A 17,349-nucleotide genomic window follows, 5' to 3' on the forward strand; every position below is an offset into this window, starting at 1 on the left:
CTTTATCCTTCAAAATAAAAAGATATTCAATAATTATTTTTCCTCTTCAGTAGGGGGCGTTGTTTCTGTTTCTTTATTATTTTCAGTTGATTCGGGTTTGTTTTCTGAAGTCTCTGCTGTTTTTACTTCGTCAATGATATCTTCGTTTTTTTTATCGGAAATATCAATTTTCTCATCTTCTTTTTTATCAACAATTTCTTTTGTCTTTTCTTGTATCTGCTTTTCCGGTGATTTCTTTTCAGTTTTTTCAGCGATGGTTTTTTTACCGGAACCGCGACGCCTTCTTCCTGTCTTGGTAGCTTTTGTTTCTTTTTCTCCTAACATCAGTTCGTTATAATCCACAAGCTCAATAATGCACATATCGGCTTGGTCACCAAGTCGTTTGCCGGTTTTCAGTATGCGTGTATATCCGCCGGGACGGTCGGCAATTTTTTGTGATACTTCTCTGAAAAGTTCTTTTACGGCTTCTTTGTCTCCCAAATAACTGAAAACAATTCTGCGAGAAGCCACATTATCTTCTTTTGACTTGGTAATCAAAGGTTCCACGTATTTTCTCAGCGCCTTTGCTTTAGCGATAGTAGTGGTGATTCGTTTGTGTTTTATAAGCGAAGAAGCCATATTGGATAACATGGCATCTCTATGCTCAGCTTTTCTTCCTAAATGATTGATAGTTCTGTTGTGTCTCATTTCTGTTAATCCTTATCTAATTTGTATTTGGAAATGTTCATACCAAACTGTAGGCTTTTTGCTTTAACAAGGTCTTCCAGTTCGGTCAATGATTTTTTCCCGAAATTTCTGAATTTCAGAAGGTCATTTTTATTATAGGATACAAGGTCTCCTAAGGTTTCCACATCAGCAGCTTTCAGGCAATTCAGTGCACGTACCGAAAGGTCAAGGTCAACGAGTTTTGTCTTTAAGAGCTGACGCATATGAAGTGATGTTTCATCAAATTCTTCAACAATTGCTTTTTCTTCTGTATCAATGGTAATTTTTTCATCTGAGAAAAGCATAAAGTGATGGATGAGAATTTTTGCTGCTTCTTTTAAAGCTTCTTTCGGATGTATAGAGCCGTTGGTGGTAATTTCAAACAACAGCTTTTCATAGTCGGTTTTTTGTTCAACACGAAAATTCTCCACCACATATTTTACGTTACGGATAGGAGTGAAAATAGAGTCTATTGCAATGGTACCTAATGGTGCGTTTGACAGTTTATTTTCATCTGCAGGCACATAACCTCTTCCCTTGTCAATGGTTATTTCAATAATCAACTTCACATTAGGTTCGAGGTGGCAAACAACCTCATCGGTATTGAGAACCTGAAATCCCGATAAAAAAGCATTAATATCACCGGCTTTAAACACTTCTTTGCCCGTAATAGTTATAACAGCTTTTTCGGTAAGATAAGATTCTATCTGTTTTTTAAAACATATTTTTTTAAGGTTGAGTATTATTTCAGGTACGTCTTCCAGAACACCTTTTATCGAAGAAAATTCCTGGTCAACGCCTTCGATTTTAATGTTAGTAATAGCAAAGCCTTCAAGCGAAGAAAGGAGAATTCTTCTCAGGGCATTGCCGACGGTTGTTCCGTATCCTGGTTCAAGGGGGCGGAATTCGAACTTGCCGAAATATTCATCCGACTCCAGCATGATAACTTTATCGGGTTTTTGAAAAGCTAATATTGCCATAATTTTGTTTTGAATTTAATTAATTCTTATTTCGTTCATTCTTCTTATTTCGAATATAATTCAACGATTAATTGCTCATTGATATTTTCGGGAATCTGATCGCGCTGGGGATAGCTCATAAATTTTCCGGTCATTTTTTCCTCATCCCATTCCAGCCAGTTGAATCGATTAGTATGTTTCACCAGGGAGTCACTGATAATTTCCAGAGATTTTGATTTTTCCCTGACGCTAACAATATCATTTGGTTTTAGGGAAAATGATGGAATACTTACAACTTTTCCGTTTACTTCAATATGGCGGTGAGAAACCAACTGCCTTGCTGCATTTCGTGAGGGAGCAATGCCGAGGCGATACACCACATTATCAAGGCGTGCTTCGATGAATTGCAACAACACTTCGCCGGTAATGCCTTTTTTACGGGAAGCTTTTTCAAAGGTATTTTTAAATTGTTTTTCCAGAATGCCGTAAGTATATTTTGCTTTCTGTTTTTCCTGCAACTGAACTCCGTACTCAGATTGTTTTCTGCGTTTTTTTGCCATGCCGTGCTGTCCGGGAGGGTAATTTTTTTTCTCGTACGACCTATCAGGACCATAAATGGGGTCTTTGAATTTTCTTGCGATCTTTGTTTTCGGGCCAATATATCTTGCCATAAATGATAAATATTATTTAAAAATTAAACTCTTCTTCTTTTTGGTGGGCGGCAGCCGTTATGTGGTAATGGAGTAACATCAATAATCTCAGTTACTTCAATACCTGCTGCATTTAGAGAGCGTATTGCCGACTCCCTTCCAGCACCGGGGCCTTTAACATATACCTTAACTTTTCGTAACCCGGCATCAAATGCTGTTTTGGCACAGTCATTCGCGGCCGTCTGTCCGGCGTAAGGTGTATTCTTTTTTGAACCCTTGAATCCCATTTTACCTGCCGACGACCAGGCAACAACCTGCCCATTGGCATTTGTAAGGGATATTATGATGTTGTTGAACGATGCAAAGACGTATGCTCTCCCTATTGCATCAACCTTTACTACTCTTTTCTTTGCAGTTTTCGCGGTAGTTTTTGCCATAATTTATTATTTCTTTTCTGTTTGTATTAATTTTTATCCTTTGGTTGCTTTTTTCTTGTTGGCAACGGTTTTTCTTTTGCCTTTACGGGTACGGGCATTGTTTTTTGTGCTCTGTCCCCTGACTGGCAACCCGGAACGGTGTCTTATGCCCCGGTAGCATCCAATATCCATCAGGCGCTTTATGTTCATCTGCATCTCTGATTTAAGAGAGCCTTCCACTTTAACTTTTTCAGTGATAATGTTACGGATTTTTGTTTGTTCGGCATCGTTCCATTCGGATACCTTTTTGTCATGAGAAATTCCGGCCTCGTCAAGGATTTGTTGCGCCATACTTTTGCCTATACCATAGATATAAGTTAATCCGATTACGCCTCTTTTGTTTTTTGGTAAATCAATACCTGCAATTCTTGCCATATATTATTGTTTAATAATGTTTTTAAATATTACCCCTGCCTTTGTTTATATTTAGGATTCTTTTTATTAATAACATAAATCCTTCCGTTTCTTCTGATGATTTTACAGTCAGGGGTTCTTTTGCGAATGGATACTCTTACTTTCATCTTTATTTTATTTATATCTGAATGTGATTCTTCCTTTTGTGAGGTCATAAGGTGATATTTCAACACACACCTTATCGCCGGGCAATATCTTAATATAATGCATACGCATTTTACCTGATATGTGGGCAATAATTATATGACCGTTTTCCAACTCAACACGAAACATAGCGTTTCCAAGAGATTCCAGAACGGTTCCGTCTTGTTGAATTGAACTTTGTTTTGCCATGCTGTTTTTTAATTAATAAACTTTATATAATCATTTTTAACTTCTTCAATATATTCAAAGGTTGATAAAACTTCGCATTGATTTTTTCTGACCACAATAGCATGTTCATAATGTGCTGAAGGCATTCCATCTTTTGTTCTTATTGTCCATCCGTCAGGTTCCTGAATAATTTCTTTCTTCCCGAGATTAATCATCGGTTCAATACAAATAACGGTTCCTTCTGTGAGTTTTGGACCAGTGCCTCTTTTACCAAAGTTGGGCACCTGGGGTTCTTCATGTAGATTTTTTCCCAAACCATGCCCGACAAGCTCTCTAACTACTGAATACCCATAACCTTCCACATAGTTTTGAATTGCAAAACTTATATCTCCAATACGATTGCCGGATAGCGCTTTTTCAATACCTTTATATAGCGATTCTTTTGTAACTTTCATTAGCTTAAGAACTTCATTCTTAACTTTTTCCATGGCAAAAGTGTAGGCAGAATCTCCATAATATTGATTTAATATTACTCCACAATCTATTGAAACAATATCTTCCTCTTTAATCTCTTTTTTTCCAGGAATACCATGTACTATCTGGTCATTTACTGAAATACACAATGTAGCAGGATATCCCCTGTAGTGTTTAAATCCTGGTTTCGCTTTATTATCCCTTATATATTCTTCGGCAATTTTGTCGAGAAATATTGTTTGGACTCCAGGTTTCAAAAACTTTGCAACTTCAGCTAAGGTTTTACCAACAAGCAAAGAACTCTTTTTTAATAACTCTATTTCTTCTTCAGATTTCTGAATTATCATACATCTGATTTTTTATTAACTCTGTCCGTATCCAACGGAAGAGCGGCCTTTAATTCGGCCTGATTTTGTCAGACCATCATAATGGCGCATAAGTAAGTAACTTTCAATTTGTTGCAATGTATCCAACACAACCCCAACCATAATAAGCAGCGAAGTGCCTCCATAAAACTGAGCAAACTGTGTGCTGACACCCATTAAACGTACCAATGCGGGCATGATGGCAACAAAGGCTAAAAATATAGAACCTGGGAGTGTAATTTTCGACATGACGTTATCAATAAATTCAGCTGTTTTTTTCCCGGGTTTAATACCGGGGATAAAACCTCCGTTCTTTTTCATGTCTTCAGCCATTTGGTTCGGATTTATGGTTATAGCAGTATAAAAATATGTAAAAGCTATAATAAATAATGCAAAAGTAAAGTTGTACCAGAAACCGTTAAAGTCAGAAAAAACGCGTGCAACACCTGACAAAGATTCTACATTGGCAAATCCCACAATAGTAATGGGTATGAACATGATTGCCTGAGCAAAAATTATGGGCATTACTCCAGCCGCATTAACTTTAAGAGGTATATATTGACGTACTCCGCCGTATTGTTTGTTCCCCACAATTCGTTTTGCATATTGTACAGGTATTCTTCGGGTGCCCTGAACCAGTAAAATACACATAAGTATTACAAGAACCAATACAACAAGTTCAACTACAAAAATTATCAGCCCGCCACCTTGTTCTTCAATACGGGAAATAAATTCTCCTACTAAAGCAAAAGGCAGCCTTGCTATAATACCTATCATGATAATGAGCGAAATACCATTACCAATCCCTTTGTCGGTGATACGTTCGCCCAGCCACATCACAAACATAGTTCCGGAAATGAGTATAACTACTGAAGATAGCCAGAAAAATGTTCCCGGAGCGGTTTCTGGCATAAAGGGGTATATAGCTTCACTGGGTAACTGGCTGGTAATATTACCTATGTATGCAGGAGCCTGTGCCCCGGTAATTAGTACCGTCAGAAAGCGTGTTATCTGGTTAATTTTCTTTCGGCCAGATTCTCCTTCTTTCTGAAGTTTCTGGAAATATGGTATTGCCATTCCCAGTAATTGTACCACGATAGAAGCGGATATGTAAGGCATAATTCCTAAAGCAAAGATGGATGCATTGGAAAATGCACCTCCTGAAAACATATTGAGCAGGCCTAACAGGCCATCCTCCGACTGCCTCTGCAAAGCATCCAGCATGTTGGGGTCTATGCCAGGCAAAACAATAAAAGAACCAAGACGATAAATAAGGATGATACCTAAGGTATAAAGAATTCTCTTCCTGAGGTCTTCAATTTTATAGATGTTCTTAATAGTTTCTATTAGCCTTTTCATTTATTATATTTTTGTTGCTGTTCCACCTTGAGCTTCAATAATTTTTATGGCTGATGCCGAAAATGCATGGGCTGTAACATCTAGTTTTGATTTTAATTCACCTCTGCCAAGTATTTTTATCAGGTCTCTTTTGGAAGCAAGTCCGTTTTCAATAAGTGTATTTACGTCTATGGAAGTCAGGTTTTTTTCTTCAGCGAGTTTTTGAATAGTATCAATATTAATTCCGCTGTATTCCACTCTTTTTGTATTAGTGAATCCGTATTTCGGGATTCTCCTTATTAATGGCATCTGACCGCCTTCAAATGCCAGTTTTTTAGAATATCCTGATCTGGCTTTGGCGCCTTTGTTTCCTCTTGTGGATGTTCCGCCTTTTCCCGAGCCCTGTCCTCTTCCAATACGTTTACTTTTTTTTATCGAGCCTTTTGCGGGTTTCAGATTACTTAAATCCATTGTGTTAAAATTATAGATTTTATTAATTAAATTTCTTCTATTTTCAATAAATGTTTTACGGTATTAATCATGCCTTCGACCTGTGGCGTAGCTTCTACTTCAACAGCCTGGTTCATTTTTCTGATGCCTAATGCTGCCAGAGTTTTTTTCTGATAAGCCTCCCTGCCAATACCGCTTTTAATTTGTGTTATTTTTAACTTTTTCATGAGTGTTTATTATTTTCAAGAATTATCCTTTAAAAACCTTTTCTAAAGACACACCTCTTAGTTGTGCGACAGTGTAAGGGTCTTTCATTTGCATCAAGGCATCCATAGTTGCTTTGACAACACTGTGAGGGTTGGATGAACCTTTTGATTTTGCAAGTACGTTTTTAACGCCTACACTTTCCAATACAGCACGCATTGCACCTCCTGCGATAACACCGGTACCTGGTGAAGCAGGTTTCAGGAAGACATATGCTCCGCTGTATTTGCCGTATTGTTCATGAGGAACTGTGGCATTATAAACCGGAACTTTTATCAGGTTTTTCTTAGCATCATCAATTCCTTTTGCAATGGCTGCAGTTACTTCTTTTGCTTTTCCAAGGCCATAACCTACTACGCCATTTTCATTACCAACAACAACAATGGCTGAAAAACTGAATGTCCTGCCCCCCTTGGTTACTTTCGTTACCCTTTGGATGCTTACCAGCCTGTCTTTAAATTCGATTTCGCTTGATTTAACTCTTTTAATGTTTGCGTTTGACATATATTTTTAAAATTTTAATCCAGCCTCCCTGGCTGAGTCAGCTAATGATTTAACTCTTCCGTGATATAAGTATCCGCCTCTGTCGAATACAACAGCAGTAATGCCGGCCTCAACGGCTTTTTGGGCAATTTTTTGACCTACCAGTTTCGCTTTTTCTTTTTTGTCAGATTTTACTTCCACAATGCCTTCATCTTTGGATGAAGCTGTCAGCAATGTTTTTCCTGTAATATCGTCAATTAACTGTACATAAATATGAGTATTGCTTCTGAACACTGACAAACGCGGACGTTCTGTTGTGCCCTTGACAATTTTTCTGATGCGGTGCCTGATTCTTAACCTTCTGTAGTCTTTGGTGTTTTTAGTAGCCATTACTTTATCATTTTATTTTTGATATACTATTTCTGAACGGCCGATTTACCGGCTTTCTTTCTGATAACTTCATCTTTAAATCTTATACCTTTTCCTTTGTAAGGTTCGGGTTTTCTGAGAGAGCGTATTTTTGCCGCAACTTGTCCGATAAGTTGTTTATTTACTGATTCGAGTATGATTGTAGGCGGTTTTCCCCTTTCGTTTACTGTGCTTACATTAACTTCTACCGGCATTTGAAAAAATATGTTATGCGAATACCCCAGCGAAAGCTCGAGAAGATTATTTTTAGCATCAGCCTTGTATCCAACACCAACGAGTTCCTGAGTGATGGTAAATCCATCCGATACACCTTTTACCATGTTTGAAATAAGTGCACGGTAAAGGCCGTGTTTTGCCTTAAAAGCATCGCTCTCTCTTTCCAAAATAATATGGTTATTTTCAATTTTAAGTTTTATGGAAGGGTCAATTTTTTGTTTTAATTCTCCCTTTGGTCCTTTGACTGTGACCAAATTATCGTCTGATAATGTAACCTGGACTTTTTGCGGTATTTCAATCGGTAATTTTCCAATACGTGACATACTTTAATCTCCTTTAATTAACTAACATAACAAATTACTTCTCCGCCGACATTCAGCTTGCGGGCTTCTTTATCGGTCATTATACCTTGTGAGGTGGATATTATTGCAATCCCCAGTCCATTTAAAACTCGTGGAAGTTGGTCTGCGTTGACATATTTTCGCAATCCCGGGCTGCTAATTCTGTCAATAGTGGAAATAGCGGGGGCTTTTGTAGTAGGATGGTACTTCAGTGCAATTTTTATAGTGCCGGGTCTGGGTGTGTCTTCAAATTTATAATTTAGTATATATCCTTTTTCAAATAGAATTTTTGTTATACCTTTTTTTAGGTTTGAAGCAGGAATCTCCACCATTCTGTGGTTAGCCATCACAGCATTTCTTATTCTGGTCAGATAATCCGAAATAGGATCAGTGTTCATTATTCAAATTTTTATCTGTTATTACTATATTTTTTACCAACTTGCTTTTTTGACACCAGGTATCAGCCCTGCTAGGGCCATTTCACGGAAGTTAATACGTGAAATGCCAAATTGGCGAATATACCCTTTGGGTCGGCCTGTAATTTTACAACGGTTGTGTTGTCTTACCGGTGATGCGTTTTTGGGCAATTGTTGCAATGCTGCGTAATCACCGCTTTTTTTCAGTTCAAGCCTTTTTTCCTTGAATTTGGCGCACATTTTTTCACGTTTTAGTTCACGGGCTTTAATTGACTCTTTTGCCATATTATTTTTGATTTTTAAATGGTATTCCGAATTCTTTTAATAATGCATAAGCTTCCTGGTCGTTTTTCGCTGAAGTAACCAGTGTAATATTCATTCCATTCATTTTACTAACCTTGTCGATATTGATTTCTGGGAAAATAATCTGTTCGGGAATACCGAAAGAAAAGTTTCCCCTGCCGTCAAAACCTTTATCGTTGATACCCCTAAAGTCGCGGATACGTGGAATAGCAACGGCAATAAGGCGGTCCAGAAATTCGTACATTTTTTCATTACGTAAGGTAACCCTCACTCCAATAGGCATTCCCCTTCTGAGTTTGAAGTTTGAAATATCTTTTCTTGATTTGGTTGCTACTGCTTTCTGGCCGGTTATCATTGACATTTCATCTATTCCTGACTCAATAAGCTTTTTATCGGCTATGGCAGAGCCAATGCCCTGATTAATGTTGATTTTTAACAGTTTGGGTACCTGCATTGTATTTTTGTACTGAAATTGTTGTTTCAGTGCCGGAACAATTTCTTTAAAGTACTTTTCCTTGAGTCTTGGTTTGTAGTCCATTATTTAATTATCTCCTTTTTTTCAGATTTTTTTGAATACCTGACAAGTTTGCCTGTCTTCTCGTCAGTTTTTTTTCCGATACGAGTTGGTTTTCCTGTTGAATCGTTTATCATCAAGTTGGAAATGTGTATGGAAGCTTCTTTCTTAATGATACCGCCTTTAGTGTTTTTGGCATTGGGTTTGGTATGTTTTGACACCATATTGATGCCTTCAACAATGGCCTTGTTTTTTTCAACCAAAACCTTGAGAACTTTACCCTGCTGGCCTTTTGAATCCCCTGCAATCACAGTGACACTATCGCCTTTTTTAATATGAATTTTAGGTTGCATAGTTATTTATTTTTTATAGCACTTCAGGTGCCAGTGAAATAATTTTCATATATTGTTTTTCCCTTAATTCGCGGGCTACCGGGCCAAAAATACGTGTGCCGCGCAATTCGTCTGTAGGAGTTAGCAACACCACTGCATTGTCATCAAAACGTATATAAGAGCCGTCATTTCTTCTTACTTCTTTTTTTGTTCTGACAATAACAGCTTTAGTCACGGTTCCTTTTTTAATATTTCCTGCCGGCATTGCGCTTTTTACAGTTACAATGATTTTATCGCCAAGGGAGGCATACCTTCTTTTTGTACCACCAAGTACCCTGATGCACAGAACTTCTTTGGCGCCACTGTTATCTGCAACAATTAATCTTGATTCTTGCTGTATCATGTTATTTAACCTTTTCTAAAATTTCTACTAACCTCCAGCATTTGTTTTTGCTCAAAGGCCTTGTTTCTGCAATTTTCACGGTATCTCCGATGTTACATTCGTTGTTGGAATCTTCGGCCATAAATTTATTGCTTTTCTTAACGAATTTCCCGTATTTTGGATGCTTAACCCTTCTTTCAACATTCACCACAATTGTCTTCTGCATTTTATTGCTGACAACGATACCTATTTTTTCTTTTCTTAATTTACGTTCCATGACGGCTTATTTCTTTTTTGTTTTATTGTTGACATTAGTTGTTACTGTTTTTTCATCTCCACCCTGCATATTTCGTTTTTTAAGTTCGGTAAGCATGCGCGCTATTGTTTTTTGATAATCCTTTATTTTCATAGGATTTTCAAGGGGCGAAATGGCGTGGTTCATTTTCAGTTTCAACAGTTGTTTTTTTTCTTCTACGAGTCTTTCGAGAAGCTCAGGTGTTGAAAGTTCCGTAATAACTTGCTGTTTCATGTTTTTGTTTTTATGCTTCAGAATAATCTCTTCTTATTACAAATTTTGTATGTACCGGAAGTTTTTGTGCTCCTAAACGCAAGGCCTCTTTACCTATGTTGAAAGGCACTCCGTCAATTTCAAAAATAATTCTGCCAGGAGTAACTCGTGCTACATAATATTCTAGCGCACCTTTTCCTTTTCCCATACGTACTTCTGCGGGCTTCTTGGTCACAGGCTTATCGGGGAATATTCTGATCCACAACTGTCCCTCACGTTTCATGTGACGTGTGATGGCTTGACGGGCAGCTTCAATCTGTCTTCCGGTAATCCAACATTCATCAAGTGTTTTAATGGCAAAAGAGCCAAAAGAAATCTGGTGTCCGCGATGTGCGTTACCTTTCATCTTTTGCTTCTGCATCTTTCTGTATTTCGTCTTCTTTGGCTGTAACATTACAGTATGTTTTTAATGTGCGTATTTTATGTTTATTATTTTCTTCTTCTCCTTCTTCCCTGTTCTTTCATGCTATGGGATTCCTGTTTGTTTACTTTCATGCTTGAAGATGTGGGGACGATTTCTCTTTTTCCGTAAACTTCACCTTTACAAATCCATACTTTTATACCGATACGTCCATAGGTTGTATGCGCTTCTGATAAGGCATAATCAATATCTGCACGAAGCGTGTGTAATGGAATACGGCCTTCTTTGTATTGTTCTGTACGTGCCATTTCTGCACCACCAATACGTCCTGAAACCTGGACTTTAATACCTTCGGCACCCATGCGCATGGTTGAGGCAATATTAGTTTTGATGGCCCGCCTGTATGAAATTCTTCCTTCAATCTGTTTGGCAATTGAGGCGGCAACAAGCAGTGCATCTACCTCAGGGCGTTTGATTTCATTTATATTAATTTGTATTTCTTTACTGGTGATTTTTTTTAATTCTTCTTTCAGTTTGTCAACTTCCTGTCCTCCTTTACCAATAATTGTCCCGGGGCGAGCTGTATGTATCGTCACGGTAATAAGTTTCAGCGTGCGTTCAATAATAATTTTTGATATGCTCGCTTTGGATAAACGGGCATTCAGGTAATTCCTTATTTTCCGGTCTTCAATTAGTTTGTTTTCAAAACTTTTTCCTCCAAACCAATTGGAATCCCATCCTCTTATGATTCCTAATCTGTTACCTGTCGGATTTGTTTTTTGTCCCATCTAGTGTGTTTATTTTAATTATTATTTTGTTTCTTTTTTTTCGTTTTTTGGCTTTTCTGATTTGGTTTTTTCAGTTTTTTTCTTTGCAACTACTGGTTTTTCAGTTTTAGGTTTTTCAGCTTTTGGTTTTGAAGTACTTGTTTTTTTGATTTTTTCTGCAACAGGAGTGGTTTTAACTTCTTCTGAAACCTCTTTGCTTACAACGGGTTCATCAACAGAAACCATAGAAACTCTGCTGTCAACAAAAAGCGTAACATGGTTGGAGCGTTTTTTAAGTCTGTGTGCTCGGCCCTGAGGGGCTGCCTGAATACGTTTCAACTGCCTTCCGCTGTCCACAAATATTTTTTTCACAATCAGGTTGCTGTCTTCGATGCGTACGCCTTCGTTTTTTGCCTGCCAGTTTGATATAGCTGAAAGCAGAAGTTTGTGCAGGCGGCCTGAGGCTTCTTTGGAGGATGTTTTTAACAAAAACAATGCTTTGTCAACATTCATACCCCTTATCTGGTCCGCCACAAGACGCATTTTTCGCGGTGATGTGGGACAATTGTTTAGGCGAGCAAAATATTGTGTTTTTTTCGCTTCCTTAGCCTTTTCTGCACTAATACGTTTTCTTTCTCCCATGATATTATCTTTTTTGAAGCTTAATTATTTATTTTTTATCTTTATTTCCGGCATGTCCCCTAAAAATTCGGGTAGGAGCAAATTCTCCGAGTTTATGACCTACCATATTTTCAGTAATGTAAACCGGAATAAATTTATTCCCGTTGTGTACCAATATAGTATGGCTTACAAAGTCAGGAGATATCATCGAATTTCTTGACCATGTTTTTAACGAGGTTTTCTTTTTTGATTCGTTTAACTGAGCAACTTTTTTTTCCAGTTTAACGCTTATATAAGGACCTTTTTTTAATGAACGGCTCATAAATTTTCAACTAATTGGGTTATGAATTATTTCTTTCTTTTTTCGATAATATATTTATTCGACATTTTTTTCTTATTGCGGGTTTTGTATCCTTTCGCTGGCATTCCTTTTCTTGTTCTCGGATGTCCTCCTGAAGCTTTTCCTTCGCCACCGCCCATAGGATGGTCAACAGGGTTCATGGCAACGCCACGGTTACGCGGGCGGCGCCCCAGCCACCTGGAACGGCCTGCTTTGCCTGATTTTTCATGTCCATGGTCGGGATTTGATACCATTCCTACAGTCGCCTTACAGGTTTGAAGTATAAGGCGGGTTTCGCCGGAAGGTAATTTAATCACAGCAAATTTTCCATCTCTCGACATCAGTTGAGCAAATGTACCAGCGCCACGGGCCATCTTACCACCTTCTCCGGGGCGAATCTCGATATTGTGAATTATGGTTCCGAAAGGTATTTCGCTAAGATACAGGGCGTTGCCTATTTCCGGCGCAGCACCTTTCCCTGAAATAACCTTTTGGCCTATTTTTAGGCCCTGAGGGGCTATGATATATCTTTTTTCACCATCGGAATAGGATAATAATGCTATACGCGCACTGCGATTTGGATCGTATTCTATTGATTTTACCATTGCAGGAATGTTTTCTTTTTCCCGTTTAAAATCTACGATGCGGTAAAGTTTTTTATGTCCGCCACCAATATAACGCATGGTCATTTTTCCAGTATTGTCGCGGCCACCGGTTCTTTTTATTTTTGTTAAAAGGCTTTTTTCAGGTCTGTCGGTAGTGATATCGTCAAAAGCACTGATTACCTTAAAACGCTGCCCTGGTGTTGTGGGATTTAATTTCTTTAATGCCATTTTTATTAAATATTGCTATAAAAATCTATTTTTTCACCTTCTGCTAATGTAACAATAGCCTTTTTAGTCGAATTTTTTCTCCCTGAGATATAACCGGCCTTGGTATATCTTGATTTTGATTTTCCCAGGTAATTCATTGTGTTTACAGAATCTACCTTAACATCATATAATTCTTCGACTGCTTTTTTAACCTGCAATTTATTTGCCTTTGTATCAATAATAAAAGCATAACGGTTGAGTTTTTCACTCATTCCGGTCATCTTTTCTGTTATGATAGGCTTAATTATAACATTCATGGTTCTGTTATTTATTTTTGAAACATTTCATTTATTTTCTGCATAGAGCTTTCAACTATCAGAATATTGCCTGCGTTCATGATGTCATAGGTACTTAGTGAGGAAGCACAAATTACCTTGGTTTTTTGAATATTCCGTGATGACATGTAAATGATAGGGTTGCTTTCAGGCAATACCATGAGTGTTTTTATTTCAGACATTTTAAGGTTGCCTAAAAGCTCCTGATATTTTTTTGTTTTGACTTCTTCGAAACTGAAATCTTCCAGTATGAGTATTTTATCTTCTTTGGCTTTGTATGTCAGTGCTGATTTACGTGCCAGTTGTTTGATTTTTTTGTTCAGTTTAAAGTTATAAACTCTGGGTTGGGGACCAAATGCTCTGGCCCCGCCTGAAAACACAGGGGAGTTTATATCACCTGAACGAGCTCCGCCTGTACCTTTCTGGCGTTTAAGCTTACGGGTACTCCCTGACATCTGTGAACGTTCCTTTGAACTGTGAGTTCCTTGCCGTCTATTTGCAAGGTGCTGTTTCACATCAAGGTAAATAGCATGGTCATTAGGCTCAATGCCAAAAATGGCATCGTCCAGTACTACCTTTTTGGTAGATTTGCTTCCATCAATTTTATGTACTACTAGCTCCATCTTTCTATTTTTAAGTATGAACCTTTAGGGCCGGGAACCGAGCCTTTTACGATAATAAGATTTTTTTCAGGGATGATTTTAACAACCTGGCTGTTGATGACCTTTACTCTTTGGTTTCCCATCCTGCCAGCCATTCGTATTCCTTTAAAAACACGTGAGGGGTATGATGATGCTCCAACAGAGCCTGGTGCCCTCAAGCGGTCATGCTGTCCATGAGTATTTTCTCCAACACCACTGAAATTATGGCGCTTAACAACTCCCTGAAATCCTTTCCCTTTAGAGATGCCAACCACGTCAATAAACTCTCTTTCAATAAACACATCCACATGCAGCACTTCGCCAAAATGCTTTCTGTAACCTTCTTCAAATCTCGAAAATTCTGCAATAATTTTCTTTGGCGTGGTGCCTGCTTTGGCAAAATGGCCTTTCATCGGCTTGTTGGTGCGGCTTTCTTTCTTTTCATCGAAAGCAAGCTGTATGGCATCATAACCGTCTTTTTCTTTTGTCAAAACCTGTGTTACTACACAGGGGCCTGCTTCAATAACGGTACACGGGATGTTGTTCCCTGCTTCGTCAAATACGCTGGTCATTCCAATCTTTTTTCCTATTAACCCTGACATTGTTTTTTGTTTTAGCTATGGTAAATCACTATACTTTAATTTCTACTTCAACACCGTTGGGCAGCTCAAGTTTCATAAGCGCATCAATGGTTTTTGATGTAGTACTGTATATGTCAAGCAGTCTTTTGTAAGTGGATAATTCAAACTGCTCCCTCGACTTTTTGTTAACAAAAGTTGAACGCAATACAGTGTAGATTTTTTTGTTGGATGGCAGGGGAATGGGTCCGCTTACCACCGCACCGGTTGACTTAACGGTTTTAACAATCTTTTCGGCCGATTTGTCAACCAGGTTGTGATCGTACGATTTTAATTTTATTCTAATCCTCTGATTCACTTTATTTTTTTTTTGTTTATGGTATAATTGGTAAATATCCTTTTATTTTATATATTACATTATCAGAAATTTCTTTTGGAGTTTCAAAGTAATGTGAGAATTCCATTGAAAAAATAGCCCTTCCCGATGTGATGGTTCTTAATGCAGTAACATAACCAAACATTTCTGCTAAGGGTACTGTTGCTTTCACTATCTGAAAGCCAATTTTTGCTGTTACATTTTCCATGTGAGCCCGGCGTTTGTTCAGGTCACTTGTAACATCACCTACATATTCTTCGGGAGTAACAACTTCGAGTCTCATTATTGGTTCCATCAGAACACATGCGGCTTTTTTGCAGGCTTCTTTAAAAGCAAAGCGTGCGGCAATTTCAAAAGCCAGTGCATCGGAATCCACGTTGTGAAATGAGCCGTCAAGAAGGCGGATTTTTGCAGATTCAAAGGGGAATCCTGCCAGCACTCCATTAGCGAGGGCAGCTTCAAAGCCTCTCTGTGTAGCCCTGATAAATTCTTTAGTAAGATTGCCGCTGCTTACTTCATCAATAAACTGCAGGCCCTTAACTCCTGTGTCAGCGGGGGAGATTTCAAAATCAATATCGGCAAAACGTCCCTTGCCTCCTGTTTGTTTTTTATATATTTCCCGGTGGCGGACAACAGATTTTATCGCTTCTTTGTATGCAACCTGTGGAATTCCATGGTTGCATTCTACTTTATGTTCCCTTTTAATGCGGTCAAGAATGATATCCAGATGAAGTTCTCCCATACCGCTGAGGATAGTTTGCCCTGTTTCATCGTTATATTTTATGGAAAAAGTGGGGTCTTCTTCTGCTATTTTTCTAAGGCAATTGTTGAGTTTGTCAATATCTGCCGTGGTTTTAGGTTCAACGGAAATATTGATAACAGGTTCCGGAAATATTATAGATTCAAGAATTATGGGATGTTTTTCATCGCAAAGGGTATCTCCGGTTCTTATCTCTTTGAATCCCACCAGGGCACCTATATCTCCTGCTTCAATGGTATTTATTTGTTTCTGCTTGTTTGCATGCATGCGCATGATTTTGGAAATTCTTTCTTTTTTACCAGTGCTTGCATTGTATATAATACTGCCTATCGAAAGTGTGCCGGAGTAAACTCTGAAAAAAGCAAGTTTTCCAAAATAGGAATCGGAAGTAATTTTAAATGCCAGCCCGCTGAAAGGCAAAGTGGTATCGGAATGACGTTCTTCGGTTTTTTCGGTAAAAGGATTTATTCCTGTTATTGCCGGTAAATCAACTGGACTGGGTAGATAAAGAATTATAGCATCAAGTAGCTGTTGTACGGCTTTATTTCTGAATGATGATCCGCATAGTACAGGTGTGATTCTCATTTCAATTGTAGCTTTGCGGAGGGCAGAGATGATTTCTTCACTGTTGATGGAGTCGGGGTCTTGCAAAAATTTTTCTAAAAGAGCTTCGTTTTCTTCGGCGGCACCTTCCACAAGTTTGGTCCTGTATTCATGTACAATTTCTTTGAGGTCTTCAGGAATGGGCACTTCATTGAAGTTTAATCCGAGCGAATCTTCGTCCCATTCAAAAGCTTTATTTCTGACAAGGTCAACAATACCGCGGAAATTATCTTCCTCGCCTATGGGTATTTGTATTACAACGGGGCGTGCACCGAGTTTATCTTTAATCTGGTTGATAACCTGAAAAAAGTCAGCGCCGGAGCGGTCCATTTTATTTACGTAACTGATACGCGGCACATGGTATTTATCAGCCTGATGCCAGACAGTTTCCGACTGTGGTTCAACACCGCCCACAGCACAGAATAAAGCAACAGCACCATCAAGCACACGAAGGCTGCGTTCCACTTCCACAGTGAAGTCAACATGTCCGGGCGTGTCAATGATATTAATCTTATAGGGCGTGTTGTTGGTTTTCCAATAAACAGTAGTAGCTGCAGAGGTTATAGTTATGCCACGTTCCTGCTCTTGTTCCATCCAGTCCATGGTTGTGTTTCCTTCATGAACTTCGCCCATACGGTGATTGATGCCGGTATAATATAAAATTCGCTCAGTAGTCGTGGTTTTACCCGCGTCTATGTGTGCCATAATGCCAATATTTCTGATATAAGTTAAGTTTTCTGACATTATATATATTATACCCTTCT

At 38.4% G+C, this 17,349-nt stretch carries 30 protein-coding genes and 1 pseudogene; all 31 read right to left on the reverse strand.

All coding sequences use genetic code 11. From position 1 onward, the window contains the following. Positions 1-33: 33 nt before the first annotated feature. Entirely contained in the window at positions 34-687 is a 654-nt protein-coding gene (rplQ, locus tag M0R16_02400) for a 50S ribosomal protein L17 (GenBank protein MCK9611733.1), read from the reverse strand. 5 nt (positions 688-692) lie between these two features. Then, entirely contained in the window at positions 693-1,685 is a 993-nt protein-coding gene (locus tag M0R16_02405; protein ID MCK9611734.1) for a DNA-directed RNA polymerase subunit alpha, read from the reverse strand. 44 nt (positions 1,686-1,729) lie between these two features. Next, complete coding sequence (gene rpsD / locus M0R16_02410) at positions 1,730-2,335, reverse strand: 30S ribosomal protein S4 (GenBank protein MCK9611735.1); 606 nt, start codon at positions 2,333-2,335, stop codon at positions 1,730-1,732. Between the two features lie 23 nt (positions 2,336-2,358). Beyond that, positions 2,359-2,751, reverse strand: coding sequence for a 30S ribosomal protein S11 (gene rpsK, locus M0R16_02415; GenBank protein MCK9611736.1), 393 nt, complete (start codon positions 2,749-2,751; stop codon positions 2,359-2,361). Between the two features lie 33 nt (positions 2,752-2,784). Next, positions 2,785-3,165 (reverse strand): 30S ribosomal protein S13, encoded by a 381-nt coding sequence (rpsM, locus tag M0R16_02420; GenBank protein MCK9611737.1) that lies wholly within the window; start codon positions 3,163-3,165, stop codon positions 2,785-2,787. Between the two features lie 29 nt (positions 3,166-3,194). Next, positions 3,195-3,311 carry a 50S ribosomal protein L36 gene (gene rpmJ / locus M0R16_02425; GenBank protein ID MCK9611738.1) on the reverse strand — a complete coding sequence of 39 codons (117 nt, stop codon included), beginning with the start codon at positions 3,309-3,311 and terminating at the stop codon, positions 3,195-3,197. Positions 3,312-3,318: 7 nt separating this feature from the next. Beyond that, positions 3,319-3,537 (reverse strand): translation initiation factor IF-1, encoded by a 219-nt coding sequence (gene infA / locus M0R16_02430; protein MCK9611739.1) that lies wholly within the window; start codon positions 3,535-3,537, stop codon positions 3,319-3,321. Positions 3,538-3,545: 8 nt separating this feature from the next. Further along, positions 3,546-4,337 (reverse strand): type I methionyl aminopeptidase, encoded by a 792-nt coding sequence (gene map / locus M0R16_02435; protein ID MCK9611740.1) that lies wholly within the window; start codon positions 4,335-4,337, stop codon positions 3,546-3,548. 15 nt (positions 4,338-4,352) lie between these two features. Further along, a complete protein-coding gene (gene secY / locus M0R16_02440; GenBank protein ID MCK9611741.1) occupies positions 4,353-5,714 on the reverse strand; it encodes a preprotein translocase subunit SecY in 1,362 nt (453 codons plus the stop codon). A 3-nt stretch (positions 5,715-5,717) separates the two neighbouring features. After that, positions 5,718-6,164 (reverse strand): 50S ribosomal protein L15, encoded by a 447-nt coding sequence (rplO, locus tag M0R16_02445; protein MCK9611742.1) that lies wholly within the window; start codon positions 6,162-6,164, stop codon positions 5,718-5,720. 26 nt (positions 6,165-6,190) lie between these two features. After that, complete coding sequence (gene rpmD / locus M0R16_02450; protein ID MCK9611743.1) at positions 6,191-6,370, reverse strand: 50S ribosomal protein L30; 180 nt, start codon at positions 6,368-6,370, stop codon at positions 6,191-6,193. A gap of 22 nt (positions 6,371-6,392) precedes the next feature. Beyond that, on the reverse strand, positions 6,393-6,911 hold the full coding sequence (rpsE, locus tag M0R16_02455) for a 30S ribosomal protein S5 (GenBank protein ID MCK9611744.1): 519 nt from the start codon (positions 6,909-6,911) through the stop codon (positions 6,393-6,395). Positions 6,912-6,917: 6 nt separating this feature from the next. Continuing rightward, positions 6,918-7,280, reverse strand: coding sequence for a 50S ribosomal protein L18 (rplR, locus tag M0R16_02460; protein ID MCK9611745.1), 363 nt, complete (start codon positions 7,278-7,280; stop codon positions 6,918-6,920). 26 nt (positions 7,281-7,306) lie between these two features. Next, positions 7,307-7,858: a 50S ribosomal protein L6 gene (gene rplF, locus M0R16_02465; GenBank protein ID MCK9611746.1), complete on the reverse strand. Its 552-nt coding sequence runs from the start codon at positions 7,856-7,858 to the stop codon at positions 7,307-7,309. Between the two features lie 17 nt (positions 7,859-7,875). Continuing rightward, positions 7,876-8,274, reverse strand: a complete 399-nt coding sequence (rpsH, locus tag M0R16_02470) for a 30S ribosomal protein S8 (GenBank protein ID MCK9611747.1) — start codon at positions 8,272-8,274, stop codon at positions 7,876-7,878. 33 nt (positions 8,275-8,307) lie between these two features. After that, a complete protein-coding gene (gene rpsN / locus M0R16_02475; GenBank protein MCK9611748.1) occupies positions 8,308-8,577 on the reverse strand; it encodes a 30S ribosomal protein S14 in 270 nt (89 codons plus the stop codon). 1 nt (position 8,578) lies between these two features. Further along, positions 8,579-9,133: a 50S ribosomal protein L5 gene (rplE, locus tag M0R16_02480; GenBank protein ID MCK9611749.1), complete on the reverse strand. Its 555-nt coding sequence runs from the start codon at positions 9,131-9,133 to the stop codon at positions 8,579-8,581. Beyond that, entirely contained in the window at positions 9,133-9,462 is a 330-nt protein-coding gene (gene rplX, locus M0R16_02485; protein MCK9611750.1) for a 50S ribosomal protein L24, read from the reverse strand. Before rplX ends, rplE begins: the two co-directional genes overlap by 1 nt. A gap of 13 nt (positions 9,463-9,475) precedes the next feature. Further along, a complete protein-coding gene (gene rplN, locus M0R16_02490; protein ID MCK9611751.1) occupies positions 9,476-9,844 on the reverse strand; it encodes a 50S ribosomal protein L14 in 369 nt (122 codons plus the stop codon). Between the two features lies 1 nt (position 9,845). Beyond that, positions 9,846-10,100: a 30S ribosomal protein S17 gene (gene rpsQ, locus M0R16_02495; protein MCK9611752.1), complete on the reverse strand. Its 255-nt coding sequence runs from the start codon at positions 10,098-10,100 to the stop codon at positions 9,846-9,848. A 6-nt stretch (positions 10,101-10,106) separates the two neighbouring features. Continuing rightward, positions 10,107-10,352 (reverse strand): 50S ribosomal protein L29, encoded by a 246-nt coding sequence (gene rpmC, locus M0R16_02500; protein MCK9611753.1) that lies wholly within the window; start codon positions 10,350-10,352, stop codon positions 10,107-10,109. 10 nt (positions 10,353-10,362) lie between these two features. Continuing rightward, the gene (gene rplP / locus M0R16_02505) at positions 10,363-10,785 is read right to left on the reverse strand and encodes a 50S ribosomal protein L16 (GenBank protein ID MCK9611754.1); all 423 of its coding nucleotides are present in this window, start codon (positions 10,783-10,785) and stop codon (positions 10,363-10,365) included. A gap of 35 nt (positions 10,786-10,820) precedes the next feature. Next, complete coding sequence (gene rpsC / locus M0R16_02510; protein MCK9611755.1) at positions 10,821-11,540, reverse strand: 30S ribosomal protein S3; 720 nt, start codon at positions 11,538-11,540, stop codon at positions 10,821-10,823. Between the two features lie 231 nt (positions 11,541-11,771). Next, positions 11,772-12,161, reverse strand: a pseudogene (rplV, locus tag M0R16_02515) (50S ribosomal protein L22). 28 nt (positions 12,162-12,189) lie between these two features. Beyond that, positions 12,190-12,462 (reverse strand): 30S ribosomal protein S19, encoded by a 273-nt coding sequence (rpsS, locus tag M0R16_02520; GenBank protein MCK9611756.1) that lies wholly within the window; start codon positions 12,460-12,462, stop codon positions 12,190-12,192. Positions 12,463-12,488: 26 nt separating this feature from the next. After that, positions 12,489-13,313, reverse strand: a complete 825-nt coding sequence (rplB, locus tag M0R16_02525) for a 50S ribosomal protein L2 (protein ID MCK9611757.1) — start codon at positions 13,311-13,313, stop codon at positions 12,489-12,491. 5 nt (positions 13,314-13,318) lie between these two features. Further along, positions 13,319-13,609: a 50S ribosomal protein L23 gene (gene rplW, locus M0R16_02530; GenBank protein MCK9611758.1), complete on the reverse strand. Its 291-nt coding sequence runs from the start codon at positions 13,607-13,609 to the stop codon at positions 13,319-13,321. Between the two features lie 11 nt (positions 13,610-13,620). After that, entirely contained in the window at positions 13,621-14,250 is a 630-nt protein-coding gene (gene rplD, locus M0R16_02535; GenBank protein ID MCK9611759.1) for a 50S ribosomal protein L4, read from the reverse strand. Further along, complete coding sequence (gene rplC / locus M0R16_02540) at positions 14,241-14,870, reverse strand: 50S ribosomal protein L3 (protein MCK9611760.1); 630 nt, start codon at positions 14,868-14,870, stop codon at positions 14,241-14,243. Before rplC ends, rplD begins: the two co-directional genes overlap by 10 nt. Positions 14,871-14,898: 28 nt before the next feature. Continuing rightward, entirely contained in the window at positions 14,899-15,204 is a 306-nt protein-coding gene (rpsJ, locus tag M0R16_02545; GenBank protein MCK9611761.1) for a 30S ribosomal protein S10, read from the reverse strand. Positions 15,205-15,220: 16 nt separating this feature from the next. After that, positions 15,221-17,329 (reverse strand): elongation factor G, encoded by a 2,109-nt coding sequence (gene fusA, locus M0R16_02550; protein ID MCK9611762.1) that lies wholly within the window; start codon positions 17,327-17,329, stop codon positions 15,221-15,223. Between the last annotated feature and the right edge of the window lie 20 nt (positions 17,330-17,349).

The sequence above is a fragment of the Bacteroidales bacterium genome (assembly GCA_023228145.1).
Lineage (GTDB): Bacteria > Bacteroidota > Bacteroidia > Bacteroidales > CAIWKO01 > CAIWKO01.